Genomic DNA, 25,568 nt, shown 5'->3' with positions numbered 1-25,568 from the left:
TATGACGGTTCATTTTATTGGCGCGGGGCCGGGTGCGCCCGATCTGATTACGCTGCGCGGGCGCGACCTGATCGCGGCTTGTCCGGTGTGTTTGTACGCGGGGTCTTTGGTGCCTGAGGCGTTGCTGTCCCATTGCCCGGAGGGGGCGAAGGTGGTGAACACCGCGCGGATGTCGCTGGATGAGATCATGGCGGAGATTTCCGCAGCCCACGCTGAAGGCCATGACGTGGCGCGACTGCATTCGGGGGACCTGTCGGTCTGGTCTGCGATGGGAGAGCAGTTGCGGCGGTTGCGTGCCTTGGACATCCCCTATGATGTGACACCCGGCGTGCCGTCTTTTGCGGCGGCGGCGGCGACCTTGGGGGCGGAGCTGACCCTGCCGGGGGTTGTGCAATCGGTGGTGTTGACGCGAACCTCCGGTCGCGCGACGGCGATGCCGGAGGGGGAGACGCTGGCGAATTTCGCAGCCACGGGGGCAACGTTGGCCATTCATCTGAGCGTGCATGTGTTGGAGAAGGTTGTTGACGAATTGACCCCGCATTACGGCGCGGATTGCCCGGTGGCCGTCGTCTGGCGGGCAAGTTGGCCGGATGAGCGGGTGGTGCGGGCGACGCTTGCGACGTTGCAGACGGCGATTGGGGCAGAGATGGAGCGGACGGCTTTGATCCTCGTCGGCCATGCAATTGGGGCCGAGGAGTTTGGAGAGAGCCGGTTGTACGCTGGCGACTATGACCGACGGTTCCGGCCTGTGGGCACGGACCCGCGTTTTCCGGAGACAGCAGAATGATCCCCCCCGGTTTGATGATCTCCGCCCCGGCTTCGGGCACGGGCAAGACGACGCTGATGTTGGGCCTGCTCGCGGCATTTCGGGCGCAGGGCGTGGCGGTGCAGCCGTTCAAAAGCGGCCCGGATTATATCGATCCGGCATTCCATACGGCAGCGTCTGGTCGGGCCTCGTTCAATCTGGACAGCTGGTCGATGCAGCGGGCGCGGATTGACGGGTTGTTGGGCAATGCGGCGGGGGCGGATCTGATCCTTGCGGAAGGGTCCATGGGGCTGTTTGACGGTGTGGCAATCCCCGGCGGCTGCGGCAATGGGGCGAGCGCGGATATCGCCACGCTGATGGGCTGGCCGGTGGTGCTGGTTCTGGATGTGTCGGGTGCGGCGCAATCGGTGGCGGCGACGGCACTGGGGTTTTCCAGGATGCGGCCGGAGATGCCATTCGCAGGCGTGGTGCTGAACCGCGTCGCCTCCCCCCGGCATGAGACGCTGGTACGCGTGGGGATGGATGCGGTTGGGGTGAAGGTTCTGGGATCACTGCCCCGACGCAGCGAGATTGAACTGCCGGAGCGACATCTTGGCTTGGTGCAGGCGGGGGAGCAGGAGAACCTGCCGGAGTTGCTGGCGGATGCGGCGGCGTTTGTCTCGGAGCATGTGGATCTTGATGCCTTGCGCGCGGCGGCAGGGGGGGCTGTGCCAAGTGCGCCGGCACCTGTGAAAGTCACGCCGCCGGGGCAGCGGATTGCACTGGCACAGGACAAGGCGTTTGCTTTTGTTTACCCGCACCTGCTGGCTGGGTGGCGCGCGGCGGGGGCTGAGGTTTTGCCGTTTTCCCCACTCGCGGATGAAGCCCCCGATGACAGCGCCGATGTGTGCTGGTTGCCGGGCGGATACCCTGAGCTGCACGCGGGGACGCTTGCAGCGGCAGAGACGTTCCGGTTGGGCATTCAGAATTTCGCACAAACGCGGCCCGTGCATGGCGAGTGCGGCGGCTACATGGCGATGGGCGCGGGTCTGATCGACAAGGACGGCACGCGGCACCAGATGGCGGGGCTGCTGGGGGTTGAGACGTCCTTTGCCAAGCGCAAATTCCACCTCGGTTATCGCAAGGCGGAGTTGAACGCGGGCCTGCCGGGGCAGGCGGCGGGGTCAAAGCTGACCGGGCATGAGTTTCACTACGCGACGATTTTGGAGGAACCCGACGATCCGCTGGCCCATGTGACCGACAGCAATGACGTGGCGGTGCCAGAGACCGGATCGGTGCGCCGCTACGAAGGCGGCGGCGTGGCGACAGGCACGTTCTTTCACATGATTGCGGAGGCGTCGTGACAGGGTTCGTTTCCTTTGTCTCCTCCGGGCCGGGTGATCCGGAGTTGCTGACCGTGAAAGCCGTGGACCGCTTGCAGCGGGCGGAGGTCGTGTTGTTCGATGATCTGAGCGCAGGCCCGATATTGGAACACGCAGGTCCGGACGCGGATCTGATTGGGGTTGGCAAACGCGCCGGGCGTGCCTCTCCCAAGCAGCATCACGTGAGCCAGTTGCTGGTGGATCATGCGCAAACAGGGCTGCGGGTGGTGCGGTTGAAGTCCGGCGACAGCGGCATGTTTGGACGATTGGAGGAAGAGACCACCGCCTTGCAGGAGGCGGGGATCGGGTTTGAGATCATCCCCGGTGTCACCTCGGCTTCCGCAGCGGCGGCGGCGGTCGGCATCCCGCTGACCCGCAGGCTGACGGCGCGCCGGGTGCAGTTCATCACCGGTGCGGATGTCACGGGCGGATTGCCGGAAGACGTGAACATGACTGCCCTTGCCGATCCGCTGGCGACAACTGTGGTCTACATGGGCAAACGCACCTTTCCGGTGCTGGCGGAGCGGTTGATGGCCCATGGCCTGCCCGGCGATACGCCCGCGATGCTGGCCGAAGCTGTCTCGACTCCCGCGCAAAAGGTGACACCGTTTACGGTTGAGAGTTTGGCGGCACATCTGAGCGACGTGACCACCAGCACGCCCGCGTTGATTTTCTACGGCGCATTGGCGGAGATGGTGGAGTGAAGGTGTTCGTCTGCACCACCTGCACCGAAGACGGGACCTTTCTGGACGTTGTGCGGGACGGGCTACCGGGCTGCGCGGTCGAAGGGATCGACTGCATGTCAGGCTGCACGCGGGCGCAAACGGTGGCCTTCCGCGCGCCGGGAAAAGTGGCCTATCTCTTTGGCGACATCACAGTCGATGACCTGAACGATTTGCAGAAATTCGCTACGCTCTATGCCGAATCCCAGGGCGGAACCTTTGCAGATGCCCGCGTGTTGGGCGATTTGCGCACCAAAGCCATCGCGCGGATACCGGCATGATCCTGAGTTTGATTGGCATTGGCACTGGCAACCCGGATCATCTGACCCTGCAAGCGGTGAAAGCGATCAATGCGCAGGATATGATCCTGATCCCGCGCAAGGGGGAAGGCAAAGCCGATCTGGCGGAGCTGCGGCGGGAGATTTTGGCGCAAGTGCTGACCAATGACACCACGCAGGTGGTGGAGTTTGATTTGCCCGTCCGCGATGAGGCCACGGCGGACTACCAGCAGCGGGTGCAGGACTGGCATGATGCGATTGCGGAGGCCTGGGTCACCGCAATGGGGGATGCGACAGGCCGCGTGGGGCTGCTGGTCTGGGGCGATCCGTCGCTTTATGACAGCACGCTTCGGATCGCCGCGCGGCTGGACCCTGCGCCGCAGATTGAGGTGGTGCCGGGGATCACGTCGCTGCAGGCGCTGACGGCGGCGCATGGCATTCCGATCAACGATATTGGTGCGCCTTATGTGGTGACCACGGGGCGGCAATTGCGCGATCATGGCTGGCCTGCGGGCGCGGCCCGCGTTGCGGTCATGCTGGACGGTGCTTGTGCGTTTCAGACGCTGGACCCGGAGGGGCTGCACATCTGGTGGGGGGGCTATGTGGGCATGGCTGAACAGATCATCTGCGCGGGACCGGTGGCTGAGGTGACCGCGCAGATCATCGAGATGCGGGCGGAGGCGCGCAACGCCCATGGCTGGATCATGGACATCTATCTGCTCTCCCGCAGCTGATCTGCAAACCACCGTTTCAGACACAAAAAAACCCGGCCCAAAGGCCGGGTTTTGAGTTTCAGGCTGAAGAGAGGATCAGCCTTTGGAGAACTCTGGGTAGGCTTCCATGCCCAATTCGGACATGTCCAGACCGTTGATCTCATCCTCTTCGCTGACGCGGATGCCGATGGTGGCTTTCAGGATGAACCAGATGATCAGGGAGGCCACGAAGGTGAACACACCGTAAGCCACGATACCGGTCAGCTGTGTCATCAGGTTTGCGTCTTCATTGTAGAAGATCACCGCAATGGTGCCCCAGATGCCTGCCAGCAGGTGAACCGGGATCGCACCGACCACGTCGTCGATCTTGAACTTGTCCAGCATCGGAATGGTGAAGACCACGATCACACCACCGATGGCACCAATCCAAAGCGCCCCAAAGAGCGTTGGCGCAAGCGGCTCAGCCGTGATGGACACAAGACCCGCCAGCGCGCCGTTCAGCACCATGGTCAAGTCAGGCTTCTTGTAGAGAACCTGTGACAAGATCAGAGCGGTAACGGCACCGGCTGCGGCGGCCATGTTGGTGTTGGCAAAGATGCGGGACACGTCAGAGACATCGCCCACGGTGCCCATCGCCAGCTGCGAACCACCGTTGAAGCCAAACCAGCCAAGCCACAGGATGAACGTCCCCAGTGTCGCCAGCGCGAGGTTTGAGCCGGGCATCGGGTTGACGCGGCCGTCCTTGTATTTGCCCAAACGGGGGCCCAGCACGATGGCACCTGCCAAAGCAGCCCAGCCACCCACGGAGTGTACCACTGTGGAACCCGCGAAGTCCTGAAAGCCCATCGCGTCGAGCCAGCCTGCGCCCCACTTCCAGGAGCCGGAAATTGGGTACATGAAACCAGTAAGAATGATCACAAAGATCAGGAAGGGCCAGAGCTTGATCCGCTCCGCCAAAGCACCTGAGACGATGGAGGCCGTTGCCGCCACAAACACCAGCTGGAAGAAGAAGTCAGACCCGACGGATGCATAATCAAGGGCCGCATCCGCAGCCGCCACACCCACAGGGTCCAGAACTGTCTGACCGCCAAGGGCGAAGTAGCCGTTGAAGTCGCCGGGATACATCGTGTTGAAACCAACCAGCCAGTACATGATCGCCGCGATCGAGAAGAGCGCGATGTTCTTGGTCATCTGCATGGTCACGTTCTTGGAGCGCACCAGCCCGCCTTCGAGCATCGCAAAGCCCGCAGCCATGAAGAACACCAGAAAACCAGCCATGCAGAACAGCAGGGTGGTCATGATATAGGGGCCGATTTCGTCAAAGCTGGGGGTCGCCGCGTCTTGGGCAAACCCCAGCGTCGGCAGCAGGGTCGCTGCGACGGCCAATGGAATAAGATATGTCTTTTTCATCGTTCTATCCTTGGATTAGATGGCGTCTTCGCCGGTTTCGCCGGTGCGCACGCGCACCGCTTGTTCGACGTCGAGGACGAAGATCTTGCCGTCACCGATCTTGCCGGTCTGGGCTGTGCGCGAGATCGTCTCGACCATCTGGTCGGCAACGGCATCGGCCACCACGAGCTCCAGTTTTACCTTGGGCACGAAGTTCACGACGTACTCTGCACCGCGGTAGATTTCTGTATGGCCCGACTGTGCGCCGAAGCCTTTGATTTCGGTTACCATCAGGCCGCGGACACCCGCTTCGGTCAGCGCTTCGCGCACTTCCTCAAGCTTGAATGGTTTGATTGTTGCAATGATGAGTTTCACCGATTTTCCCTCTTCCGGTTGTCAGGGCAGCCCTGAATGCAGGTGCAGAAAATCGGCAAAAGGGGGGCAGGTGGAAGATTGGAGCGCCGAATGGAGGGGGAAAGACAGGCTGTTGCGATGAAAAATTAGGCGGCGCGTGCAAAGTGCACAATAATTGCGCATCTATTTGACAGGCTTTGCGGCTCTCGGTGCTAAACAATCCGGTGCAACAGGCGTATGATGCAGAAAAAACCAGAGCCGGGCAGGCAGTATTTATGAGTGATTCATCCGGGCGAAAGCCATTGGTGGCCGACAAGCGGTATCCGTCGAAAGGCAAGGCAGCAGCGCCCCAGAAGGCCAAGCCAGCCGCGCGCAAGCCAGCACCCAGGAAACGCAAGGCCCGCAAGCCCGCGCGCCCCCGCCGTGGCGGGATCATCGGCTTTTTCTCAAGCATTATCCGTTGGATCCTGCGCCTGATCTGGAAGATCACCTGGCGCGTTACAGCACTGGGCGTGCTGCTGTTGGGTCTTGCGGTTGGATACTTCTACACCACACTGCCGCCGTTGGAGGCGCTGCTGGATGGTCGTGCCCGTGGGTCGGTCACGCTGATGGACCGGGAGGGGGAGGTGTTCGCCTGGCGCGGGGACCAGTTTGGCGGGGTGGTCACGGCGCAAAGCGTGTCCAAACACCTGCGCCACGCGGTCATTGCCACAGAAGACAAACGGTTCTACCGCCATTTCGGCGTAAGTCCGCGCGGCATCGCCTCGGCCGTGCGCATCAACCTGCGCGAAGGGCGCGGGCCACTGTCCGGGCATGGCGGCTCCACCATCACGCAGCAGGTGGCCAAGCTGATCTGTCTGGGGGAGCCTTATGATGCCTCCTCCGGCATGACGGAGCGGGAGTATGAAGCGGGCTGTCGTGCAGGCAACGTGCAGCGCAAGGCCAAGGAAGCGCTCTATGCGATGGCGATGGAGCTGAAGTATTCCAAGGACGATATCCTCTCTATCTATCTCAACCGCGCCTACATGGGGGGCGGTGCATACGGGGCGGAGGCCGCAGCGCAGCGGTTCTTTGCCAAACCAGCCGCAGCGGTGAGTGCGGCAGAGGGTGCCATGCTGGCCGGGCTGCTCACGGCACCCAGCAGCCTGTCGCCCACGTCAAACCTCAGCCGGTCACAAAACCGCGCGGCAACCGTGGTGCGGTTGATGCGCGATCAGGGGTATCTGTCGGCGGAAGAAGCGCAGGCGGCACAAGACAACCCGGCAGAGCTGTCGCAAGCGGCGGAAGCGCGGGCGGGTGGCTATTTCGCAGATTGGGTGATGTCGACGGGACCCGAGTTCTTCACCCGCAACACCACCGAAGACGTGATCATCAAGACCACGCTTGATCAGCGGATACAGAAGGCCGCAGAGGATGGTCTGAAGTGGGTCTTTGACAACAAGGTCCGCGAAGGGTCAGAGGCGCAGGCGGCGATCATCGTAATGTCTGCGGACGGCGCTGTACGCGCCATGGTTGGCGGTCGCAAGACCAAGGTGGCGGGCGCGTTCAACCGCGCGACACAGGCACTGCGGCAGACGGGCTCCGCCTTCAAGCCGTTCGTCTTCGCGGCGGCACTTGAGCTGGGCTATTCGCCCAATGACCTGATCGAGGATTCGCCATACTGCCTGAACATCCCCGGATCGGGAGAGTGGTGCCCCAAGAACTACACCAACTCTTTCAAGGGGATGGTCACGCTGACAACCGCATTGGCGCAATCGCTGAACATCCCGGCGGTGAAAGTGTCTGAAAGCGTGGGGCGCGCGGCCGTTAATCAGGTGGCAACGCAGTTTGGCATCAAGAATGATCTGGCTGCGGGACCGGCGTTGGCGCTGGGCGCCTCCGAAAGCACGTTGATCGAGATGACGGGCGCCTATGCGGGCATCCTGAACGGCGGATCGTCGGTGACGCCCTACGGATTAATTGATCTGCGGCTGTTGGGCGACGATCAGCCGTTGATGGGCACCGGCGGCGGGATTGGCGAACGGGTCATTCAGGAAGGGGCCGCGCGGCAGCTTGTCTATATGATGGAGAAGGTGATCTCCGAAGGGACAGGCGCGCGGGGGCAGTTTGGCGGGCGACAGTTGGCCGGCAAGACCGGCACAACGTCAGCGGCCAAGGACGCATGGTTCATCGGGTTCTCTGCTGATTATGTGGCCGGGGTCTGGATGGGGTACGATGACAACACCCCGCTGCGTGGCGTGACGGGGGGTGGGTTGCCCACAGATATCTGGCGCGAAACCATGAGCCGCGTGCACGAAGGGTTGCCCCTGCGCGACTTGCCGATGGATGTGCCTGCACCGCCAAGCGGTTTGGGAGAGGAAAACGATCAGGGTATCCCCATTCCGGTGGACGGAGAGATCGCCAACGGCAGTGGCAATATCATTGATCAGGTGCTGAACGAGATCTTTGGTGGCGGCGGCAGTGGCGGCAGCGGTCCCGGCAACAGCGGTGGGGACCGTTAACGTCGGCGGCTGCTGACTTCGTCGCGACGGCGCTGCAGGTATTCGGCGCGGGCGGCCTCATAGGTTGCCGGTTTTACCTTTTTGCTGCCCTGCACCACGTTGTCCGCCAGACCGATGCCGGTGACCCAATACCGCTCCCGTTCGGGCAGGCGGTAGGACAGCGGATCGGTAAAGAGGTCAACAACACGACCCGCAATGTCGCGCTGGGTTGTTGGGCCGAGGAGGGGCAGCATCACAAACGCGCCTTCCCCGACACCCCAGACATGCAGGGTTTCGCCAAAGTCCGTGTCATGTTCCGGCACACCAAATTCACTGGCCGCGTCAACAAGTCCCCCGATCCCCACAACTGAATTCACGGAGAAACGGTGCAAGGCAAGCCCGGTGCCGCGCAGATCACCTTGCAGCAGGCTGTTCACGGCGACCTGGGGCATTGAGAGGTTTTCCGAAAAGTTATGCAGCAGATCCTGAAATTCGACCGGGATCGCCGAAGCCACACCGCCGCCTGAGCGGCCAGACGTCAGCTTCTGGTTCACCGCAAAGGTCTTGCGGTTCTGCGCCTCATAGGGATCATAGGCCGCTTCGGGCCCTTTCAAGGGGTGGCTTTGCTGGGCGCAGGCCCCCAGAATGCAAAGGCCAAGCATGGCAGAAATGGCGCGTAGGCGGACAGGTGCGTCAAGAAAAACAGACAATGGCAATTCCTTGTAAAACTGGCTATGGCATGATCCGAAATTGGCCCGCAGCAGGCCGGGGTCAAGCGCCTCGTTGTCAGTTGATTGCAGGGCTCTACCAAGAGGCATAGCAGAAAGAACGCCATGCGCAACGATGTGACCACCCGTGGATTTCAGGAACTGCGCGATGTGCGCAAGCGAAGCCGTGGCCTGTATTGGGCTGTGGCATTGTTCAGCCTGTTCGCCAATCTGCTGATGCTGACCGGGCCGATGTACATGCTACAGGTCTATGACCGGGTGCTGGGGTCAGGGTCAGAGGAGACGCTGATCGCGCTCTCGCTGCTGGTGGTGTTCCTTTATGCCACAATGGGCATTCTGGATTACACGCGCGGGCGGATCATGGCGCGGGTGGGCGCGCGGTTTCAGGCCGATCTGGACAGGCGTGTGTTTGATGCCGTGGTGCGCAAATCCTCCGTTCTGCCGGACACCAAGACCAATGGCAGCCTTGCCGATCTTGAGGCGGTGCAGCGGTTGATGACTTCACCGGTGCTGATGGCCGGTTTCGATATTCCCTGGACGCCAATTTTCTTTGCCGCGATCTTCCTGTTTCACCCTTGGCTGGGTTGGTTGGCGGTTGGCGGTGCAGCGGTTTTGATCGCGATCACTGTGGCGAACCAGCTGTTGTCCCGGCATGCGCAGGCCCGCGCCAGCGTCACCGGGCAGACTGCCACCGCGATCTCTGACCAGATCCGGACAGAGGCGGAGATGGTGCAGGCGATGGGCATGCGGGATGCCGCCTTTGGCCGCTGGCAGAATGCCCGCGGTGCGGCACTGACCTCGCAACTGCGCGCGACGGATGTGGGTGGCACATTCACCTCGTTGACCAAGACGCTGCGGCTGTTTTTGCAATCCGCCATGCTGGGGCTGGGCGCCTATCTGGTGCTGCAAAACCAGATGACAGCCGGTGCGATGATTGCCGGGTCGATCCTGCTGGGCCGGGCGCTGGCGCCGGTTGAGATGGCATTGAACCAGTGGCCGATCGTCCAGCGTGGCCGCACGGGCTGGGTTAATCTGGCAGAGTTGCTGGGTGCTGTGAGTGTGGAGCCACCGCATACCGCACTGCCTCAGCCTGCGGCGAAACTGGTTGCCAAGGGGCTGACTGTCGTACCTCCGGGCGACAAACAGGCAGCCCTCAAATCCGTGAATTTCGTGGTGGAGCCGGGACAGGCCGTGGGTGTGATTGGCCCGTCCGGTGCCGGTAAATCGACACTGGCGCGCACGCTGACCGGTGTCTGGCCGCCCGCAGGCGGCTCGATCCGGCTGGATGGCGCGGCATTGGAGCACTATGGCACCGAAACGCTGGGCCGGCACATCGGTTATCTGCCGCAGCGGGTGCAACTGTTTGACGGCACGATTGCAGAGAACATCGCGCGTCTCAGTCAGTCGCCGGACGACGCCAAGGTGGTGGCCGCCGCACAGAAAGCTGCCGCGCATGAGATGATTCTGGAACTGCCCGATGGCTATGACACGCGGATTTCCACCGGGCAGGTGCGCCTGTCAGGCGGGCAGATGCAGCGCATTGGTCTGGCCCGCGCGCTCTATGATGATCCGGTGATCGTGGTGCTGGATGAGCCGAATTCGAACCTCGACAATGTGGGTTCGCAAGCGCTGAACCAGGCCATCCGCAACATGAAGAGCGAGGGACGGTCAGTGATGATCATGGCGCACCGGCCCAACGCCATTCAGGAATGCGACACATTGCTGGTGCTGGATGGCGGCATGCGCATGGCCTTTGGCCCCAAGGATGAGGTGTTGGCCGGCATGGTCAAGAACGCCCGCGAAATTCAGTCAGCGCCCAGCAACTCCGGAGGTGTGACATGACACCAGACGACACCAACAAATGGTCCGCCAAACGCCCGGTGATCATTGGCTTCATCGGTCTGTTGATCCTGTTCGGCGGGTTCGGGTTCTGGGCCGTGACCAGCAATATCGCCGGCGCGGTGATCTCCTCTGGCCGGATCGAAGTCGACCGCAACCGACAGATCGTGCAGCACCAGACCGGCGGGGTGGTTGCGAAAATTCTGGTGGACGAAGGCGATACCGTTGCGGCAGGGGATCTGTTGTTTCAACTCGATCCGCGCTCGCTTGTGTCGCAATTGGCGATTGTCGAAGGGCAGCTGTTTGAACTGATGGCCCGGCGCGGCAGGCTGGAAGCGGAACGGGATGAGACAGAAGTTGCGACCTTTGAGGACGAGCTGGTTGAGATCGCGGCGCAGAACCCTGATCTGAACGAATTGATGGAAGGCCAGAAGCGTCTGTTTGAAGCGCGCCGTGCCTCGGTCGTGAAAGAGATTGAGCAGCTGACCAAGCGTCGCAACCAGATCGGTGCGCAGATCGGCGGCGTGGAGGCGCAGGAGGAGTCCCTGTCCCGGCAATTGGCGCTGATTGAGGAAGAACTGGGGAACCAGCAGTCCTTGCTGGAACGCGGCTTGGCGCAGGCCACGACGGTGCTGACGCTGCAACGCGAACAGGCGCGGTTGCAGGGGCAGATTGGCGAACTCACCGCCTCCAAAGCGCAGGCGGCAGAGCGGGTGACGGAGATTGACATCGAGATCCTGAAGCTGGGCACAGCGGGGCGGGAAGAAGCGATTACGCGGTTGCGTGACCTGCGCTACCGCGAGTTGGAACTGGCCGAACAGCGCCGTGCCCTTCGGGATGAAATGGAAAGCCTGGACATCCGCGCGCCGGTGTCGGGGATCGTCTATAACCTGCAAGTGCAAACGCCCCGATCCGTGGTGCGCCCGGCAGAGCCGCTGCTGTTCCTCATCCCGCAGGACCGCCCGCTGGTCATCGCGGCACAGGTGGAACCCATCCACATTGATCAGGTGATCGTCGGTCAGTTGGTGAACCTGCGCATGTCCGCGCTGGATCAACGCACCACGCCGGAACTGATCGGACGTGTGATGCAAATCTCTGCCGATGCGATTGAGAATGAAGCGACGGGTGCGCCGTTTTTCCGGGCAGAGATTGCCCTGAACCCCGGCGAGATGGAGAAACTGCCCGAAGGCACGATCCTGCTGCCCGGTATGCCGGTTGAGGCGTTCATCCGCACCGGGGATCGCTCTCCGATGGCGTATTTGATCAAGCCGATGGCAGATTATTTCGCCCGCGCCTTCCGCGAAAGCTAGAGCACGTTGCGTTTGATCGGAAACAGAAAAAGCTGCCTCTTGCTATGCTCTAACGCGTTTTCTGTTGCTGGATTGAATTTGATAAACGCAACATGCTGTAATGGGGGGTTTCGGCGGGCCCTGATCCCCGCTAGCGTCGCGCGCAAATGCAACAGCCGCGCAAAGGAACCGCATCATGAGCATTACCGCACGTTTGTCTGAACTGGGCGTCACCCTGCCCGACGCCCCGGCCCCGGCGGCGAATTATGTGCCCTTTGTCCAGACCGGGAACACGGTCTACGTCTCTGGTCAGGTTCCGATGAACGCGGATGGTTTCATTGTTGGCAAACTGGGTGCGGACATGGATGTGGAGGCAGGTGCGGCTGCGGCAAAGGCCTGCGCGATTGGCCTTTTGGCACAGCTGAAAGCGGCCTGTGACGGCGACATTGAGCGGCTGGTACGGGTGGTCAAGCTGGTGGGTTTCGTGAATTCAACGGCTGATTTCGCCGATCAGTCCAAGGTGATCAACGGCGCGTCCGACTTTCTGGTTGAAGCGCTGGGCGACAAGGGCCGCCACGCGCGGTCTGCTGTCTCTGCCGCGTCATTGCCGTTTGGTGTTGCGGTGGAAATCGAAGGCATCTTCGAGATCAGCTGATGCTGCCGGAGTGTTTTGCCAGCCTGCCCTTTGCCCATCGCGCCTTGCATGATGTGGCGAGGGGACTGCCCGAGAACAGCCGCGCCGCCATCGAGGCGGCAATCGCGGCAGGCTACGGTATTGAGATTGATGTACAGCTCAGCGCAGATGGCGCGGCGATGGTGTTCCATGACTATGCGCTGGACCGGTTGACCGGCGCCAAGGGCGCTGTGCGGCTGTGTGATCAGGCCACGCTGGAAGGGACGGCATTGACGGGCAGTGCGGAGGGCATTCCGGGCCTGCCGGAGGTCTTGGCCCTCGTTGCCGGCCGTGTGCCGCTGCTGGTGGAGATCAAGGATCAGGACGGTGGCATGGGGCCGCGCATCGGCCCGTTGGAAGAAGCCGTGGCGCGGGACATTGAAGGCTATGCAGGCCCGCTGGCGGTGATGTCCTTCAACCCCCATGCGGTGGCAAAAATGCAGGACCTGTGCCCCGATGTTCCGCGCGGTCTGGTGACAAGCGCGTACCGCAAGGAAGATTGGCCGCTGTCTCAGGCCACCTGCGACCATCTGCGGGGCATCCCCGATTATGACCGGGTTGGTGCCAGCTTTCTCAGCCATGAGGTCGATGATCTGGACCGTCCCCGTGTGGCAGCGCTGAAAGCGCAAGGCGCGATGATCTGCTGCTGGACGGTCCGATCTGCGCAGCAGGAAGCGCAAGCGCGCGCGATTGCCGATAATATCACCTTCGAAGGCTATATGGCCGAACTGCCGGCTTGATCCGCCCTCGCCGTGCCACACATTACCCGTAGGGCCAGACGAGCGAGTGATGAGCGAACATTCCGTTGAAATCAGAGTGGTGTCCCGGCTGGCCGACATTGGTCAGGCCGCGTGGGATGCCTGCGCGTGTCCCGAGGTGGAAGCCGACGTGCCTGCGACCGATCCGTTCACCACGTATCGTTTCATGTCCGCTCTGGAAGAGAGCGGCAGCATCGGCCCCGGCACCGGGTGGCAGCCGCAGTATCTGACGGCAACGCTGGCCGGGCAGGTGATCGCGGTGGCCCCGATGTATGCCAAATCCCATTCGCAGGGCGAATACGTGTTCGACCACAGCTGGGCCCATGCCTTGGAGCGTGCAGGCGGGCGGTACTATCCCAAATTGCAGATCGCCGTGCCGCATACACCCGCCACAGGGCGGCGGTTCCTGATCCGTCCGGGGTTTGAGGATGCCGGGTTTTCGGCACTGGTGCAGGGGGCGGTACAGCTCACGCAGAACAACCAGCTGTCGTCGCTGCACATCACCTTCTGCACCGAAGAGGAGGCAGAACGGGGACGACAGGTGGGTTTGCTGGTGCGCAAGGCGCAGCAATTTCACTGGTGCAACAATGGCTATGGCAACTTCGACGATTTCCTGGCCAGTCTGAACTCCCGCAAGCGCAAGAACCTGCGGAAGGAACGGGCCCAGGCCCAGAGCTTTGGCGGCACGATCCACACCTTCACGGGCGATGACCTGCGGCCCGAACACTGGGATGCCTTCTGGACCTTTTACCAGGACACGGGCGCGCGCAAATGGGGCACGCCCTATCTGACGCGGGCGTTTTTCGACATCGCACAGGAAACGCTGCGCGACGACATGGCGCTGGTGCTGGCCGCGCGCGATGGGCGTTGGGTGGCAGGGGCGCTGAACTTCATTGGCGCGGACGCGCTCTATGGCCGCTATTGGGGCTGTGTGGAACACCACCCCTGCCTGCATTTCGAACTGTGCTATTATCAGGCCATTGATCTGGCTATCGCGCGCGGGTTGTCCACGGTCGAGGCCGGGGCGCAGGGCGAGCACAAGCTGGCGCGCGGGTATCTGCCGACGGCGACATGGTCCCTGCATTATATGCGCGACGCCGGGTTCGCGGATGCGGTAGAGGAATACCTGAACGCCGAACGCGATGCGGTGGATCAGGAGATCGAGATTCTGACAGACTACGGACCTTTCAAACGGGTCCAGGTGGAGGAACAGGAATGAATGAGAAACTGAGCGATGAAGCCCGCAAGACCGTTCTGGCGCCGCTGTTCGACAGCGGCTGGGAAATGGTCGATGGGCGCGATGCGATCCACAAGACGTTTGTCTTTGCGGATTTCGTGGAAGCCTTCGGCTGGATGACCCGCGCGGCGATCTTTGCGGAGAAGTGGAACCATCATCCGGAGTGGGACAATGTCTACAAGACCGTGAATGTCACCCTGACGACCCATGATGTGGATGGGTTGAGCGCGCTGGATGCGAAGCTGGCGCGGAAGATGGATGGATTGTTTTCTGCGTGAGAGAGGGTCGCTTTCTTTGAAAGAGTTTCAAGGATCAGGAAAGGCCCCAGTGGGGCGTTTCCCCGCAGAAACGGTCGGAAATTTTGAAAATTTCCGAGACTAGGCTGATGGGCTGAGCCTTCGATGAAAGCTCAGCCCTATTTACTTAAAGGTTTTCCAACAGCGCTTCACCGCCGGATGTCTCACACACACCGGGGTTCTCTTCGGCCTGCAGAACAGACACCTTGCCGTCATCCACAATCATCGCATACCGCTTGGACCGCGCGACCAGACCCGCGGGCGGTGCGTCAAAATCCATGCCGATGGCCTTGGTGAACTCCGATGACGCATCTGCCAGCATGGTGATGCCCGCAGCCTCCGCCCCGGTTGCTTCGCCCCATGCTTTCATCACAAACGGGTCGTTGCAGGACACGCAGATGATCTCATCCACGCCCTTGTTCATGAACTGATCCTTGGTGCGCACGAAACTGGGTACATGGGCGGAGTGGCATGTCGGTGTGAACGCGCCGGGCACGGCGAAAACCACCACTTTGCGGCCTTTGAGCTTGTCCGCCATCTGCACGGGCGCGGGGCCTTCGGCACCCATCTGGACCAGTGTTGCGTCGGGCAGAGTGTCGCCTTGGGAAATTGTCATATCATGCGCCTTTCATGTGATTGCGTTTGCCGTTGGCCACCATATAGGGTCGCCTTCAGGTCAAGACCAGTGAATAGGGGATCGGCATATGGTGCATGTGGTTGTGATTGGCGCAGGGCAGGCGGGATCATCCTGCGTCGCGCGGTTGCGCAACACCGGATTTGAAGGCCCGGTCACGCTGATCGGCGCGGAACCGCAGCCGCCCTACCAGCGCCCCCCCCTGAGCAAAGCCTACCTTATGGGCGACATGGCGCTGGAGCGGCTCTACCTGCGGCCTGAGAGTTTTTATGCCGAGCATGATATTGATCTGCGGCTGGGCACGCAGGTGCACGCCATTGATACCGCTGCACAGACCGTTGATCTGGGGGGCGAGGTGCTGAGCTATGACGATCTGGTGCTGACCACCGGGTCGGAGCCAAACCGCTTGCCAGCCGCGATTGGCGGGGCGTTGGACGGCGTGCACGTGGTGCGTGATCTGGCGGATGTGGACGCGATGTCCCCACGCTTTACCGAAGGCGCACGGGTGCTGATTGTCGGGGGCGGCTACATCGGGCTGGAAGCGGCGGCGGTGGCGTCAAAGCTGGGGTTGAACGTGACGCTGGTGGAGATGTCAGAGCGCATCCTGCAACGTGTCGCAGCGCCGGAGACGAGCGACTTTTTCCGCGCCCTGCACAAGGCGCATGGCGTCGACATCCGCGAAGGCGTGGGGCTGGAGACGCTGTTGGGTGAGGGGGCTGTCACCGGGGCCCGGCTCAGCGACGGGTCCGAAGTGGCCGTTGATTTCGTCATCGTCGGCGTGGGCATCCGTCCCGGCACCGCACTGGCAGAGGCCGCGGGGATCACTCTGGAAAATGGCATCAGGGTCGATGCGCAGGGCCGCACCAATGCGCCGCATGTCTGGGCGGCGGGGGATTGTGCCTCTTTCCCCTATCGCGGCACGCGCATCCGGCTGGAATCCGTGCCGAATGCCATTGATCAGGCGGAATGTGTGGCGGACAATATCATGGGCGCGGGGACCGACTACGTGGCCAAGCCGTGGTTCTGGTCGGATCAATATGACGTCAAACTGCAAATCGCGGGGTTGAACACCGGGTATGACCGCGTGGTCACACGGCAGGTCGACGCAGATTCCGTTGGGTTCTGGTACTACCAGGGTGACACGCTTCTGGCTGTGGACGCGATGAACGACCCGCGCGGCTACATGGTCGGCAAACGCCTGATCGAGGGCGGTAAGTCACCGGATCCCGCGCTGATCGCCGATCCCGAAACCGACCTCAAAGCGCTGCTGCGCGGGTGAGGATCATCGCGGGCACCCACCGCGGCACGGCGCTGGCATCCGTGGGCAAAGGCGATGCCGGCGCGCATCTTCGGCCCACGTCAGATCGGGTGCGCGAGAGCCTGTTTTCGATGCTGACCCACCGTGATGTCATCGACGGGGCGCGGGTGCTTGATCTGTTTGCCGGCACCGGTGCGCTGGGGCTTGAGGCCCTGTCGCGCGGCGCGGTGGAGGCGTTGTTTGTTGAGAGCGGGCGCGTGGGCCAACGGCTGCTGGCAGAGAACATCGCCAAGCTGCGGATGGAGGACCGCGCCAAGGTGATGCGCAATGACGCAACGCGGCTGGGGGCCTGGCCGATGGCCCCCTTTGATCTGGTGTTTCTCGATCCACCTTATGGCAAGGGGATGGGGGAGAAGGCGCTCTTGGCGGCCTTGGACGGCGGCTGGATTGCGGAAGACGCGCTGATTGTCTGGGAGGAAAACGCGCCGCAACAGGCCCCTGAGGGGTTCGCCCGTGTGGATGCGCGCAAATACGGCGACACCCATGTGACGCTGCTGGAGCGGTGTTAAACCGCCCGGATCGCAGCACCCAGACGTTTGATGCCTTCGGCAATCTGTGCGTCATCTGCCAGTGAAAAACTCAACCGCAGCGCATTTGCCCCGGACCGATCCGCAAAGAACGCCTGACCGGGAACAAAGGCGACGCGCTGGTGTTTGACCGCTTGCTCCAGCAAGGTCGCGCCATCCATATCGCGCGGCAGGGTCAGCCAGATGAACATGCCCCCTTCGGGTTTTGTCCATGTCACCCCTTCGGGCATATACGTTTCAAGCGCGGCCAGCATCGCATCACGGCGCGCGGCATAAACCTCACGCAGGTTGGCGGTATGGGCATCAAAACCCTGTGCAGCGACCTCTGCCACGGCGATCTGGTTCAGCGTGGCGGTATGCAGGTCTGACGCCTGTTTCATCAGCACCAGCCGCCCGATCACGTCTTGCGCCGCACAGACCCAGCCCAACCGCAAGCCTGGCGCAAGCGTCTTGGAGAAACTGCCGCAATAGAGCGTACGGCAGTCTTCGATGCTGCCCTTGCGGGCAATCTCCAGCGCCAGCATCGGCGGGATCGGATCGCCGTCATAGCGCAACGCCTGATAGGCGGCATCTTCGATCACCGCGATGTCGAGCCTGTCGGCCAGATCAAGGATGTTCTCGCGTGCTGTCCGGTCCAGCGTGCGCCCCGTCGGGTTGGCAAAATCAACGGAGGCATAGGCGAATTTCACCCGGCCGCCGTTTGCCTTGGCGGTCTGGGCATAATCCTCAGCAGTGCGGTTGCTGCCGGGATCAAGGCGGTCAAAGTTGGGTTCATAGGCGTTGAACGCGCCAAGCGCGCCCAGATATGTCGGCCATCCCACCAAAGCTGTGTCATTGGGGGAAAGCATCAATTTACCCAGATAATCCAGCGCCTGTTGGGAGCCGGAGGTGATCAGGATGTTGTCACGGTCACAGGGCACGCCGATTTTGGCCATCTGGCCCGCGATCCAGTCCCGCAGCGGTGCGTAACCTTCGGAGACGGAATATTGCAATGCCGTCGCCTGCCGCTCCGGCGACAGCGCGTCGGACATTGCATCCCGGAACGCCTGTGCGGGAAACAACGCAGGATCTGGGATGCCGCCGGCAAAGGAAATGATATCGGGCTGCTCCAGCAGCTTCAAAAGCTCGCGAATCTCGCTCGCTTTCATCCGGTCCATGCGGGTTGCGAAAATATCGTGCCAATCCATAGGTCAACCTCCCTGACGTATTAGGGAAAACACGATTCGCAAATTATGGCAAACATTCTTACCTATTCAGGGTGAAAAAATTCAGAATGTTACAGGCGGCGCTTCAAAGTGGCCAATGCTCAATCCGCTGTTTGGACTTGGACATCAGCGCAATCACCGGCGACATCAGGGTCACCATCCGCCCGCTGAACGCAGGCTTGCCCGTCTCGGCCACCGCTTTGATGTTCTTGGCGATATAGCCCTGCGCGCCCACCATTTCCTTGTGCAACTTGCTGCCCGCAACCGCATCGCCGATGATCAGGCTGAATTCCGTGCCGCCGTCTTTCTCCACCAGTTCATAGGTCACAACGCAGGGCGGTTCATCAATGTTGGTCATCTGAAACGTATGCGCGTAGCGGTGGGGCGGTTCAAAGGTCAGGACCTCCCCCACGACCATGGCGATCTTGCCGTTGGGGTGGACCATGCGCATTTTGGCGCCGGGTTTCAGGCCATCGGTCGTATCACAGACCGCGCCAAAGAAGAACGGCAGCGGTTTGTCGGTGGCCACCAGTGTGGCCCAGACGGTTTCGATGGGAGCTTCGATAAAGGTGCGCTGGATGGATTTTGGGGCAGGTGTCATCAGGTCTTTCCGCTTTTTTGAGCGACCGCTTCCGCGGTCTGTTTGATCAGGCTCATCCGGTCGAGCCAATGGGCGGAGTAGCTGTCAATCCACCGCTCATAGATCAGCTGAAGGGGCATGGCATTGAGGTACAGCCGCCGCGTGCGCCCGTCTTTCTGGCTGGTGATCAGGCCCGCGTTTGTCAGCACCGTCAGGTGGTTCATCACTGCAATGCGCGTGACGTCAAAGCTGGCCGCCAATTCACCCACCGCCAGCCCCGGCTTGTCGCGCAACCGGTCAAGGATCGCACGCCGGGTTTCATGGGCGAGGGCCTGAAATACCGAATCCATATCTTCATTGGTAAACATGTAATTACATTATTACATAATGAACGCCTGTCAATGTGTTTTGTAAAATCGCCAGCGGGGTATATCACTTGGGCATGACCGATGCCTCTTACATCGCCATTCCGCGCATTGCGCGCAGCCGCCCCGCGCCGTCGGTGCCATTGCCCAAACCGCAGCCCTTTGGCGCGCCGGTTTTGATCTCCGACTGCGTCACCCCGTTGGGCGGTGAGACGGTCTTGTCACTGCTGATGAAACGGATGATGCAAGCGGCACCGAAAGAGGGTGATCAGCTGCCGTAGGTCGGGTGGAACTTGCCCGCGGGCGACAGCGTGAAAATCTCCACCCCGTCTTCGGTCACGCCGACGGAATGCTCATACTGGGCGGACAGGGATTTGTCGCGGGTCACGGCGGTCCAGTCGTCAGACAGGGTTTTCGTCTCAGCCCGACCAAGGTTCACCATGGGCTCAATCGTGAAAAACATCCCCGGTTCCAACACCGCGCCCACACCCGGTTTGCCGTAGTGCAGTACGTTGGGTGGTGCGTGGAACACGCGGCCCAGACCATGCCCGCAGAAGTCGGTGACGACTGACATGCGGTGGCTTTCCACAAAGCTCTGGATGGCGTGCCCGATGTCGCCAAAGGTATTGCCGGGTTTCACCGCTGCAATCCCGCGCATCAGGCTGTCGTGGGTCACCTCAATCAACCGCTCCGCCTTGCGGGCGAGCTTGCCTGCGACATACATCCGCGAGGTATCGCCGTACCAGCCATCGACGATCACGGTCACGTCGATATTCAGGATGTCCCCATCCTTGAGTTTCTTGTCGCTGGGAATGCCGTGGCAGACCACGTGGTTCACGGAAATACAGGAGGCATGTTTGTACCCCTTGTACCCGATGGTGGCCGACTTTGCGCCAGCGGCGTTCACCTGATCTTCGATCATCTGGTCAAGCGCGCCGGTGGTCACGCCGGGCACCACATGAGGCGCGACCTCATCGAGGATGGTCGCGGCAAGCCGACCGGCGGCGTGCATCCCGGCAAAATCAGCCGGGTCATAAATGCGGATACCATCCTTCGTGGTGCGGGCGGGGTGCAGATCGTTCACCGGGTTCTCCATCGTTCGTTGGCCTTCTTTACCGCGCCGGGCGCCCAAGGGCCAGTGGGGCTGCAATGCGTATCTCCTGCGGGGTGATCGTCGTGCCAAGGCACAATGTCTCCACGCCCGCTGCGGTCGCAGCGTCATGCGCGTCAGCATAGGCGGGGTCGATGTCGCGCGCCATCACCACATGGGTACAATCTGTCCGCTGTACAAGATAAAGCAGCACCGCGCGGTGCCCTGCCTGAGCCATCTGCGCCAATGCGCCCAGATGTTTCGCCCCCCGGGCCGTGACACTGTCGGGGAATTCGGCCAGACCGGGCTGGCGTGACAGCGTGACGCTTTTGACCTCAACATAGGCGTCCGGCTGGCCGTCCGCGCTCAGCAGAAAGTCGATGCGCGAGGTCTCGGCATATTTTACCTCTGCCCGCACCTGATCATAGGCGGCCAGCAAATCAATCTGCCGCGCTTCAAGCGCGGCCCGGACGGCCCGGTTCGGCAATGCCGTATCAACGCCGGTGAAATGCCCGTTCTCATGGTCCACCAACCGCCAGCCGTATTTCAGCTTTTTCTTCGGATCATCATTCGGCTCCAGCCAGATCTTGCTGCCTTCCAGAGCCAGCCCCATCATCGAACCGGGATTGGCGCAATGGGCAACCACTTCCCGGCCATCCTCCAGCGTGCAATCGGCCAGAAAGCGTTTGTAGCGGCGGATCAGGCGGGCGGGCACAAGTTCGGTTTGAAAGCGCATGGGTCCCGGCCTATACCCAAGACTGCCCGTGCTCAAGGAGAGACCCATGCCAAATCCCACTGCCGCCATGCTTGTGATCGGGGATGAGATCCTGTCAGGGCGCACGCGGGATTCCAACACCAACCATCTGGCCAAATCCCTGACGGCTGCCGGGATTGATCTGAAAGAAGCGCGTGTGGTGGGGGACGAGAAGGCGACGATCATCGCTGCGGTGCAGGCGCTGGCAAAGGCCTATGACAATGTGTTCACCAGCGGCGGCATTGGCCCGACACATGATGACATCACCGCCGATTGCATTGCTGCGGCCTTTGGGCGGTCCATTGACGTGCGCGAAGACGCCCGCGCCATTCTGGCTGCGCATTACGACAAAGCCGGGACCGAGCTGAACGCGGCGCGTCTTCGCATGGCGCGGATCCCCGATGGTGCCGCATTGATCGACAATCCGGTTTCCGCAGCACCGGGCTTCACCCTGGACAACGTGCATGTCATGGCAGGCGTGCCTGCGGTATTTGAGGCGATGGTTGCGTCCATCCTGCCGACGCTTACCGGGGGCGATCCCCTGATCAGCGACACCCTGCGCGTTGAACGCGGCGAGGGCGATCTGGCCGGACCGCTGGGCGTGGTCGCAGAGCGGTATCCGCTGCTGTCGCTGGGGTCCTATCCCTTTCAGAAAGACGGCATCTACGGCGCCAATCTGGTGGTGCGCGGTCAGGACGCGGGAATGGTCGAAGCGGCCATGGCCGATCTGCGGGCGTCATTCGCGTGACCCCAGATCGCATCCTGCGCGCGATGGAGGCAACATGGCCCCCGGCGTCGGCCCGCGATGCAGACGGTTTCCGGCTGCGCGAAGGGCAGGGCGGAGGGCAACGGGTATCCTCGGCCACCGCGCTTGGCCCGGTAACACAGGCGCAGATCGACGCGGCCGAGCAGGCGATGCGTCACATGGATCAGACGCCCTTGTTTCAGCTGCGTCCCGGTGATGATGCGTTCGACGCGATGCTGGAGGCCCGCGGCTACATCCGGCGGGATGAAACGGTGATGTATCATCTGCCGATCGCCGCATTGACGGACAAACCTATCCCCAGCGTCACGGCCTTCACCATCTGGGAGCCGCTGGCGATCATGAACGATATCTGGGCCACCGATGGGATCGGTCCAGGCCGCCACGCGGTGATGGCGCGGGCCCATATCAAGGTCGGTGTCTTTGGCCGCTGGAATGACAAGCCCGCCGGCGCCGCCTTTGCGGCTGTCGATCAGGAAGTCTGCATGGTGCATGGTCTTGTGGTCCTGCCGGATCAACGGCGGCAGGGTGTCGCGGAGTGGATCATGCGCCGCGCGGCGTTCTGGGCACAGGAACAGGGTGCCACGGTGATGACCGTTCTGTGTGTGGCGGACAACGCGCCTGCCAATGCCCTCTATCGCGCGCTGGGCTTTGCCGAAGTCGGACGGTATCATTACCGGGCGTTAACCCAAACTTGAGGAAGCCCTGATGGCCCATGACATGCCTACCGCCTTGAACTTGCCACAGGTAGATCCACTGCCTGAAGCGACGCAGAAGTATTTTGACGTCTGTCAGGACAAGCTGGGCATGATCCCCAATGTGCTGCGCGCCTATGCGTTTGATGTTGAAAAGCTGAACGCCTTCACCGCGATGTATAACGACCTGATGCTGAGCGACAGCGCGCTGACCAAGCTGGAGCGGGAGATGATCGCCGTCGCGGTGTCGTCGCACAACAAGTGTTACTACTGCCTTGTTGCCCATGGTGCGGCGGTCCGGCAACTCTCAGGCAACCCGGCGTTGGGGGAGGCGCTGGTGATGAATTACAAAGTTGCGCCCATCGACGCGCGCCAGATGGCGATGCTGGACTATGCGCTGAAGCTGACCCGCGAAAGCGCCAGCGTGGTGGAAGCGGACCGCGAAGTGTTGCGCGCGCATGGGTTCAGTGACCGTGACATCTGGGACATTGCCAGTGTGACGGGATTTTTCAACATGACCAACCGGGTGGCCAGCGGCACTGACATGCGGCCCAACCCTGAATACCACGCACAGGCGCGATGATCCGCGCGGGTGCCGCGCTTGGAGTGTTGATGGCTGCCACACCGCTGGCTGCACTTGAACTGTCGTTGCCTGCCCCGGCTCTGCTGTTGGCGGAGCGCAACACCGATCTGGACCGCTACGCCGCGCCGGTCAGCCCCTTTGCAGAAGGCGCTGTGGAGACGTTGAGCGTTGAAGGCGCAGTGCGCCGGGCCGCATGGCGGCTGGATGCGCCGGGACAAACCCCGCTGCAAGTGCTCGCCCCGCTGCGGGAGCAATTGCAGGCTGCCGGGTTCGAAGTGCTGCTGGATTGCACCGCAGACGCCTGCGGCGGGTTTGATTTTCGCTTCGCGACCGAGGTGCTGCCCGCACCGAATATGTATGTCAATATCCGCGCCTACCACGTCATCACGGCCCGGCAGGGTGTGGGGGATGTGGTCAGCATCATTGCCAGCACATCTGCCGGGGTGGCCTATGTGCAGATCATTCATGCGGGGGCTGATGGTAACGGCGCGGCCACAACGGTCACGGCCTCCCCGACCACACCTTCCGGCGCGCCACTGTCCTCAGGCAATCTGGGGCAGACGCTGCTGGCGCGGGGCCATGTGGTGCTGGAGGCGCTGGATTTCGAAACCGGTGCTGCCGCATTGGGGCAGGGACCGTTTGAGACGCTGGACCGCCTGTCTGATTTCCTCAAGTCCCGTCCGGACCTGACCGTTGCGCTGGTAGGGCACACCGACAGCGTTGGCAGTCTTGAGGGCAACATCAGCCTGTCCCGTCGACGCGCGCAGGCCGTGCGGCAGCATCTGATTGAAGTCTATGGCGTCCCGCCCGCACAGATGGAAGCCGAAGGTATGGGGTATCTTGCCCCCCTTGCCAGTAATCTGGACGCCGCAGGCCGCGATGCCAACCGCCGGGTTGAGGTCGTCATTCTCCGCACCACTGAATAAAAAGTGCCCGACATCTGGGGGGATGCCGGGCAAGCGGGTCAAGAACAATGACCCGGACCATGGGGGAATACACTCGTTACCAGTCGCTGGGTCCCTTGTCCGCAAAGGCGTGGACCAGAAAGTCGATAAAGGCGCGTACCTTGGGCTGGGTGAACCGGCCCGGTGGATAGACGGCATAGATGCCTTGGGTCTCAAGCGGCAGATCGGGGATCGCATCCTCGACAAGCCCGTTTTCCATTGCTTCGGCGTAGAGGAAGCTGGGCAGGTAAGCGATGCCAAGGCCAGAGATGGCCGCGTTCAGCAAAGATTGCCCGTCATTCACGGAAAGCCAACCGGCGGTACGGACCTGACGTTTCTCACCCGAGGGTGCCGTCAGTTTCCACACGTTGCCGCTGGATTGGTTGGAATAGTGCAGAAGTTTGTGATCGTTCAGATCGTCGATCTTCTCAGGCCGACCGTATTCTTCGAAATACTTCGGGCTGGCGATCATGCGTTTGGTTGTCTCAGTCAGCTTACGGGCGCGCAGGGTGCTGTCTTCCAGCTCCCCGATGCGCACAGCCATGTCAAACCCTTCCGAGATCAATTCAACATAGCGGTTGTTCAGGACCATGTTGACGGTGATGTCGGGGAAGTCGCTCAGGAAGTCTGACAGCGCGGGGGACAGGTGGTTGACCCCGAAATCCGTCGCCACAGAGATGCGCAGCAACCCTGACGGGGCTGATTGCATCGACGTGACCAGCGCATCGGCTTCGCCTGCGTCATTCAACACACGGCGAGCGCGGTCGTAATAGGCCAGACCAATCTCTGTCGGAGACACCCGGCGGGTGGTCCGGTTCAGCAGGCGCGCACCAAGACGGGCTTCGAGCGACGACACGTGCTTGGACACGGCAGATTTCGAGATACCCATCTTCTTGGCGGCATCCGTAAACCCACCCTGATCCACCACAGTGGCGAATGCTTCCATTTCCGTAAGGCGGTCCATACTTGGTCCCTTCACAACTTTGTTCGAGGATCGGTATCGCGGCCAAATCAGGCAGGAAGGGGGCACGTCTAAGACAGTTGCAAGGTAATTACGGGGATCGTTCATGGCATGGAAACATGGGAACGGTGTGTTTCCATGGGTTTAGCGGGCCTCACCCTTTCGGACATGCACCAACGTCCCCGGCAACGCGGTTTTGTTGCCGGGTTGAGAACACCGGTTTGCCATTACGGCAGAAAATTGCGGCAGATGGTGCGGCAAGATGC

At 61.7% G+C, this 25,568-nt stretch carries 29 protein-coding genes; 19 read left to right on the top strand and 10 right to left on the bottom strand.

What is annotated here, in order from left to right; genetic code table 11:
• Position 1 precedes the first annotated feature (1 nt).
• The 5 genes from cobM to cobF are packed head-to-tail and all read left to right on the top strand — an operon-like array spanning position 2 to position 3,861.
• Positions 2–787 (top strand): precorrin-4 C(11)-methyltransferase, encoded by a 786-nt coding sequence (gene cobM, locus Q1A91_RS10955; protein ID WP_299876708.1) that lies wholly within the window; start codon positions 2–4, stop codon positions 785–787.
• Positions 784–2,109: a cobyrinate a,c-diamide synthase gene (locus Q1A91_RS10950; RefSeq protein ID WP_299876705.1), complete on the top strand. Its 1,326-nt coding sequence runs from the start codon at positions 784–786 to the stop codon at positions 2,107–2,109. The genes cobM and Q1A91_RS10950 overlap by 4 nt, the downstream gene beginning before the upstream one ends.
• On the top strand, positions 2,106–2,831 hold the full coding sequence (gene cobA / locus Q1A91_RS10945) for a uroporphyrinogen-III C-methyltransferase (RefSeq protein ID WP_299876703.1): 726 nt from the start codon (positions 2,106–2,108) through the stop codon (positions 2,829–2,831). Before Q1A91_RS10950 ends, cobA begins: the two co-directional genes overlap by 4 nt.
• Positions 2,828–3,130, top strand: a complete 303-nt coding sequence (locus Q1A91_RS10940; RefSeq protein ID WP_299876700.1) for a DUF1636 family protein — start codon at positions 2,828–2,830, stop codon at positions 3,128–3,130. The genes cobA and Q1A91_RS10940 overlap by 4 nt, the downstream gene beginning before the upstream one ends.
• Positions 3,127–3,861 carry a precorrin-6A synthase (deacetylating) gene (cobF, locus tag Q1A91_RS10935; RefSeq protein ID WP_299876697.1) on the top strand — a complete coding sequence of 245 codons (735 nt, stop codon included), beginning with the start codon at positions 3,127–3,129 and terminating at the stop codon, positions 3,859–3,861. The genes Q1A91_RS10940 and cobF overlap by 4 nt, the downstream gene beginning before the upstream one ends.
• Positions 3,862–3,936: 75 nt before the next feature.
• Here cobF and Q1A91_RS10930 read toward each other — a convergent pair whose 3' ends face one another.
• Both Q1A91_RS10930 and Q1A91_RS10925 read right to left on the bottom strand, forming a co-directional pair.
• Positions 3,937–5,250, bottom strand: coding sequence for an ammonium transporter (locus Q1A91_RS10930; protein ID WP_299876694.1), 1,314 nt, complete (start codon positions 5,248–5,250; stop codon positions 3,937–3,939).
• Between the two features lie 15 nt (positions 5,251–5,265).
• Positions 5,266–5,604: a P-II family nitrogen regulator gene (locus Q1A91_RS10925; RefSeq protein ID WP_299876691.1), complete on the bottom strand. Its 339-nt coding sequence runs from the start codon at positions 5,602–5,604 to the stop codon at positions 5,266–5,268.
• A 254-nt stretch (positions 5,605–5,858) separates the two neighbouring features.
• Between Q1A91_RS10925 and Q1A91_RS10920 the strand changes: the two genes are divergently transcribed.
• Positions 5,859–8,084 carry a transglycosylase domain-containing protein gene (locus tag Q1A91_RS10920; protein ID WP_299876688.1) on the top strand — a complete coding sequence of 742 codons (2,226 nt, stop codon included), beginning with the start codon at positions 5,859–5,861 and terminating at the stop codon, positions 8,082–8,084.
• Here Q1A91_RS10920 and Q1A91_RS10915 read toward each other — a convergent pair.
• Positions 8,081–8,725: a VacJ family lipoprotein gene (locus Q1A91_RS10915; protein ID WP_299876685.1), complete on the bottom strand. Its 645-nt coding sequence runs from the start codon at positions 8,723–8,725 to the stop codon at positions 8,081–8,083. The two genes, Q1A91_RS10920 and Q1A91_RS10915, sit on opposite strands and share 4 nt — an antisense overlap.
• Before the next feature lie 171 nt (positions 8,726–8,896).
• Here Q1A91_RS10915 and Q1A91_RS10910 point away from each other — a divergent pair, with 171 nt between their 5' ends.
• From Q1A91_RS10910 to Q1A91_RS10885, 6 genes are all read left to right on the top strand, one after another.
• A complete protein-coding gene (locus tag Q1A91_RS10910; protein WP_299876682.1) occupies positions 8,897–10,633 on the top strand; it encodes a type I secretion system permease/ATPase in 1,737 nt (578 codons plus the stop codon).
• On the top strand, positions 10,630–11,940 hold the full coding sequence (locus Q1A91_RS10905) for an HlyD family type I secretion periplasmic adaptor subunit (protein WP_299876680.1): 1,311 nt from the start codon (positions 10,630–10,632) through the stop codon (positions 11,938–11,940). Before Q1A91_RS10910 ends, Q1A91_RS10905 begins: the two co-directional genes overlap by 4 nt.
• A 175-nt stretch (positions 11,941–12,115) precedes the next feature.
• Entirely contained in the window at positions 12,116–12,574 is a 459-nt protein-coding gene (locus tag Q1A91_RS10900; protein WP_299876677.1) for a RidA family protein, read from the top strand.
• Entirely contained in the window at positions 12,574–13,332 is a 759-nt protein-coding gene (locus tag Q1A91_RS10895; RefSeq protein ID WP_299876674.1) for a glycerophosphodiester phosphodiesterase family protein, read from the top strand. Before Q1A91_RS10900 ends, Q1A91_RS10895 begins: the two co-directional genes overlap by 1 nt.
• 49 nt (positions 13,333–13,381) lie before the next feature.
• Entirely contained in the window at positions 13,382–14,569 is a 1,188-nt protein-coding gene (locus tag Q1A91_RS10890) for a GNAT family N-acetyltransferase (RefSeq protein ID WP_299876671.1), read from the top strand.
• A complete protein-coding gene (locus Q1A91_RS10885) occupies positions 14,566–14,865 on the top strand; it encodes a 4a-hydroxytetrahydrobiopterin dehydratase (protein WP_299876668.1) in 300 nt (99 codons plus the stop codon). The genes Q1A91_RS10890 and Q1A91_RS10885 overlap by 4 nt, the downstream gene beginning before the upstream one ends.
• Before the next feature lie 145 nt (positions 14,866–15,010).
• Here Q1A91_RS10885 and Q1A91_RS10880 read toward each other — a convergent pair whose 3' ends face one another.
• Positions 15,011–15,499, bottom strand: a complete 489-nt coding sequence (locus Q1A91_RS10880; RefSeq protein ID WP_299876665.1) for a peroxiredoxin — start codon at positions 15,497–15,499, stop codon at positions 15,011–15,013.
• Between the two features lie 88 nt (positions 15,500–15,587).
• On the opposite strand from Q1A91_RS10880, the gene Q1A91_RS10875 reads away from it, so the two are divergent.
• Both Q1A91_RS10875 and rsmD read left to right on the top strand, forming a co-directional pair.
• Positions 15,588–16,796, top strand: a complete 1,209-nt coding sequence (locus tag Q1A91_RS10875) for an FAD/NAD(P)-binding oxidoreductase (protein ID WP_299876662.1) — start codon at positions 15,588–15,590, stop codon at positions 16,794–16,796.
• Positions 16,793–17,344: a 16S rRNA (guanine(966)-N(2))-methyltransferase RsmD gene (gene rsmD, locus Q1A91_RS10870; RefSeq protein ID WP_299876660.1), complete on the top strand. Its 552-nt coding sequence runs from the start codon at positions 16,793–16,795 to the stop codon at positions 17,342–17,344. Before Q1A91_RS10875 ends, rsmD begins: the two co-directional genes overlap by 4 nt.
• Here the strand turns inward: rsmD and Q1A91_RS10865 are convergent.
• The 3 genes from Q1A91_RS10865 to Q1A91_RS10855 form a co-directional block, all read right to left on the bottom strand.
• Positions 17,341–18,549, bottom strand: coding sequence for a PLP-dependent aminotransferase family protein (locus Q1A91_RS10865; protein WP_299876658.1), 1,209 nt, complete (start codon positions 18,547–18,549; stop codon positions 17,341–17,343). The two genes, rsmD and Q1A91_RS10865, sit on opposite strands and share 4 nt — an antisense overlap.
• A gap of 103 nt (positions 18,550–18,652) precedes the next feature.
• Entirely contained in the window at positions 18,653–19,168 is a 516-nt protein-coding gene (locus tag Q1A91_RS10860) for an SRPBCC domain-containing protein (RefSeq protein ID WP_299876655.1), read from the bottom strand.
• Entirely contained in the window at positions 19,168–19,497 is a 330-nt protein-coding gene (locus Q1A91_RS10855) for a helix-turn-helix transcriptional regulator (protein WP_299876652.1), read from the bottom strand. Before Q1A91_RS10855 ends, Q1A91_RS10860 begins: the two co-directional genes overlap by 1 nt.
• Before the next feature lie 92 nt (positions 19,498–19,589).
• Between Q1A91_RS10855 and Q1A91_RS10850 the strand changes: the two genes are divergently transcribed.
• Complete coding sequence (locus tag Q1A91_RS10850; RefSeq protein ID WP_299876650.1) at positions 19,590–19,793, top strand: hypothetical protein; 204 nt, start codon at positions 19,590–19,592, stop codon at positions 19,791–19,793.
• Here Q1A91_RS10850 and map read toward each other — a convergent pair.
• Together map and sfsA are read right to left on the bottom strand one after the other, a co-directional pair.
• Positions 19,781–20,596, bottom strand: a complete 816-nt coding sequence (map, locus tag Q1A91_RS10845) for a type I methionyl aminopeptidase (protein WP_299876647.1) — start codon at positions 20,594–20,596, stop codon at positions 19,781–19,783. The two genes, Q1A91_RS10850 and map, sit on opposite strands and share 13 nt — an antisense overlap.
• Positions 20,597–20,624: 28 nt before the next feature.
• Positions 20,625–21,338 (bottom strand): DNA/RNA nuclease SfsA, encoded by a 714-nt coding sequence (gene sfsA, locus Q1A91_RS10840; RefSeq protein ID WP_299876645.1) that lies wholly within the window; start codon positions 21,336–21,338, stop codon positions 20,625–20,627.
• Positions 21,339–21,384: 46 nt separating this feature from the next.
• Between sfsA and Q1A91_RS10835 the strand changes: the two genes are divergently transcribed.
• From Q1A91_RS10835 to Q1A91_RS10820, 4 genes are read left to right on the top strand one after another with little or no spacing between them, the layout of a single operon-like run.
• Positions 21,385–22,104, top strand: coding sequence for a molybdopterin-binding protein (locus Q1A91_RS10835; protein ID WP_299876644.1), 720 nt, complete (start codon positions 21,385–21,387; stop codon positions 22,102–22,104).
• Complete coding sequence (locus tag Q1A91_RS10830) at positions 22,101–22,817, top strand: GNAT family N-acetyltransferase (RefSeq protein ID WP_299876642.1); 717 nt, start codon at positions 22,101–22,103, stop codon at positions 22,815–22,817. The genes Q1A91_RS10835 and Q1A91_RS10830 overlap by 4 nt, the downstream gene beginning before the upstream one ends.
• Before the next feature lie 10 nt (positions 22,818–22,827).
• Positions 22,828–23,397 (top strand): peroxidase-related enzyme, encoded by a 570-nt coding sequence (locus Q1A91_RS10825; protein ID WP_299876640.1) that lies wholly within the window; start codon positions 22,828–22,830, stop codon positions 23,395–23,397.
• Entirely contained in the window at positions 23,394–24,323 is a 930-nt protein-coding gene (locus tag Q1A91_RS10820) for an OmpA family protein (RefSeq protein ID WP_299876638.1), read from the top strand. Before Q1A91_RS10825 ends, Q1A91_RS10820 begins: the two co-directional genes overlap by 4 nt.
• Positions 24,324–24,399: 76 nt before the next feature.
• Here the strand turns inward: Q1A91_RS10820 and Q1A91_RS10815 are convergent, their stop codons facing one another.
• Positions 24,400–25,305: a LysR family transcriptional regulator gene (locus Q1A91_RS10815; protein ID WP_299876636.1), complete on the bottom strand. Its 906-nt coding sequence runs from the start codon at positions 25,303–25,305 to the stop codon at positions 24,400–24,402.
• Between the last annotated feature and the right edge of the window lie 263 nt (positions 25,306–25,568).

This window comes from uncultured Sulfitobacter sp., assembly GCF_947500075.1.
GTDB lineage: Bacteria > Pseudomonadota > Alphaproteobacteria > Rhodobacterales > Rhodobacteraceae > Sulfitobacter.
This window is presented reverse-complemented; position numbering and strand designations above follow the sequence as displayed.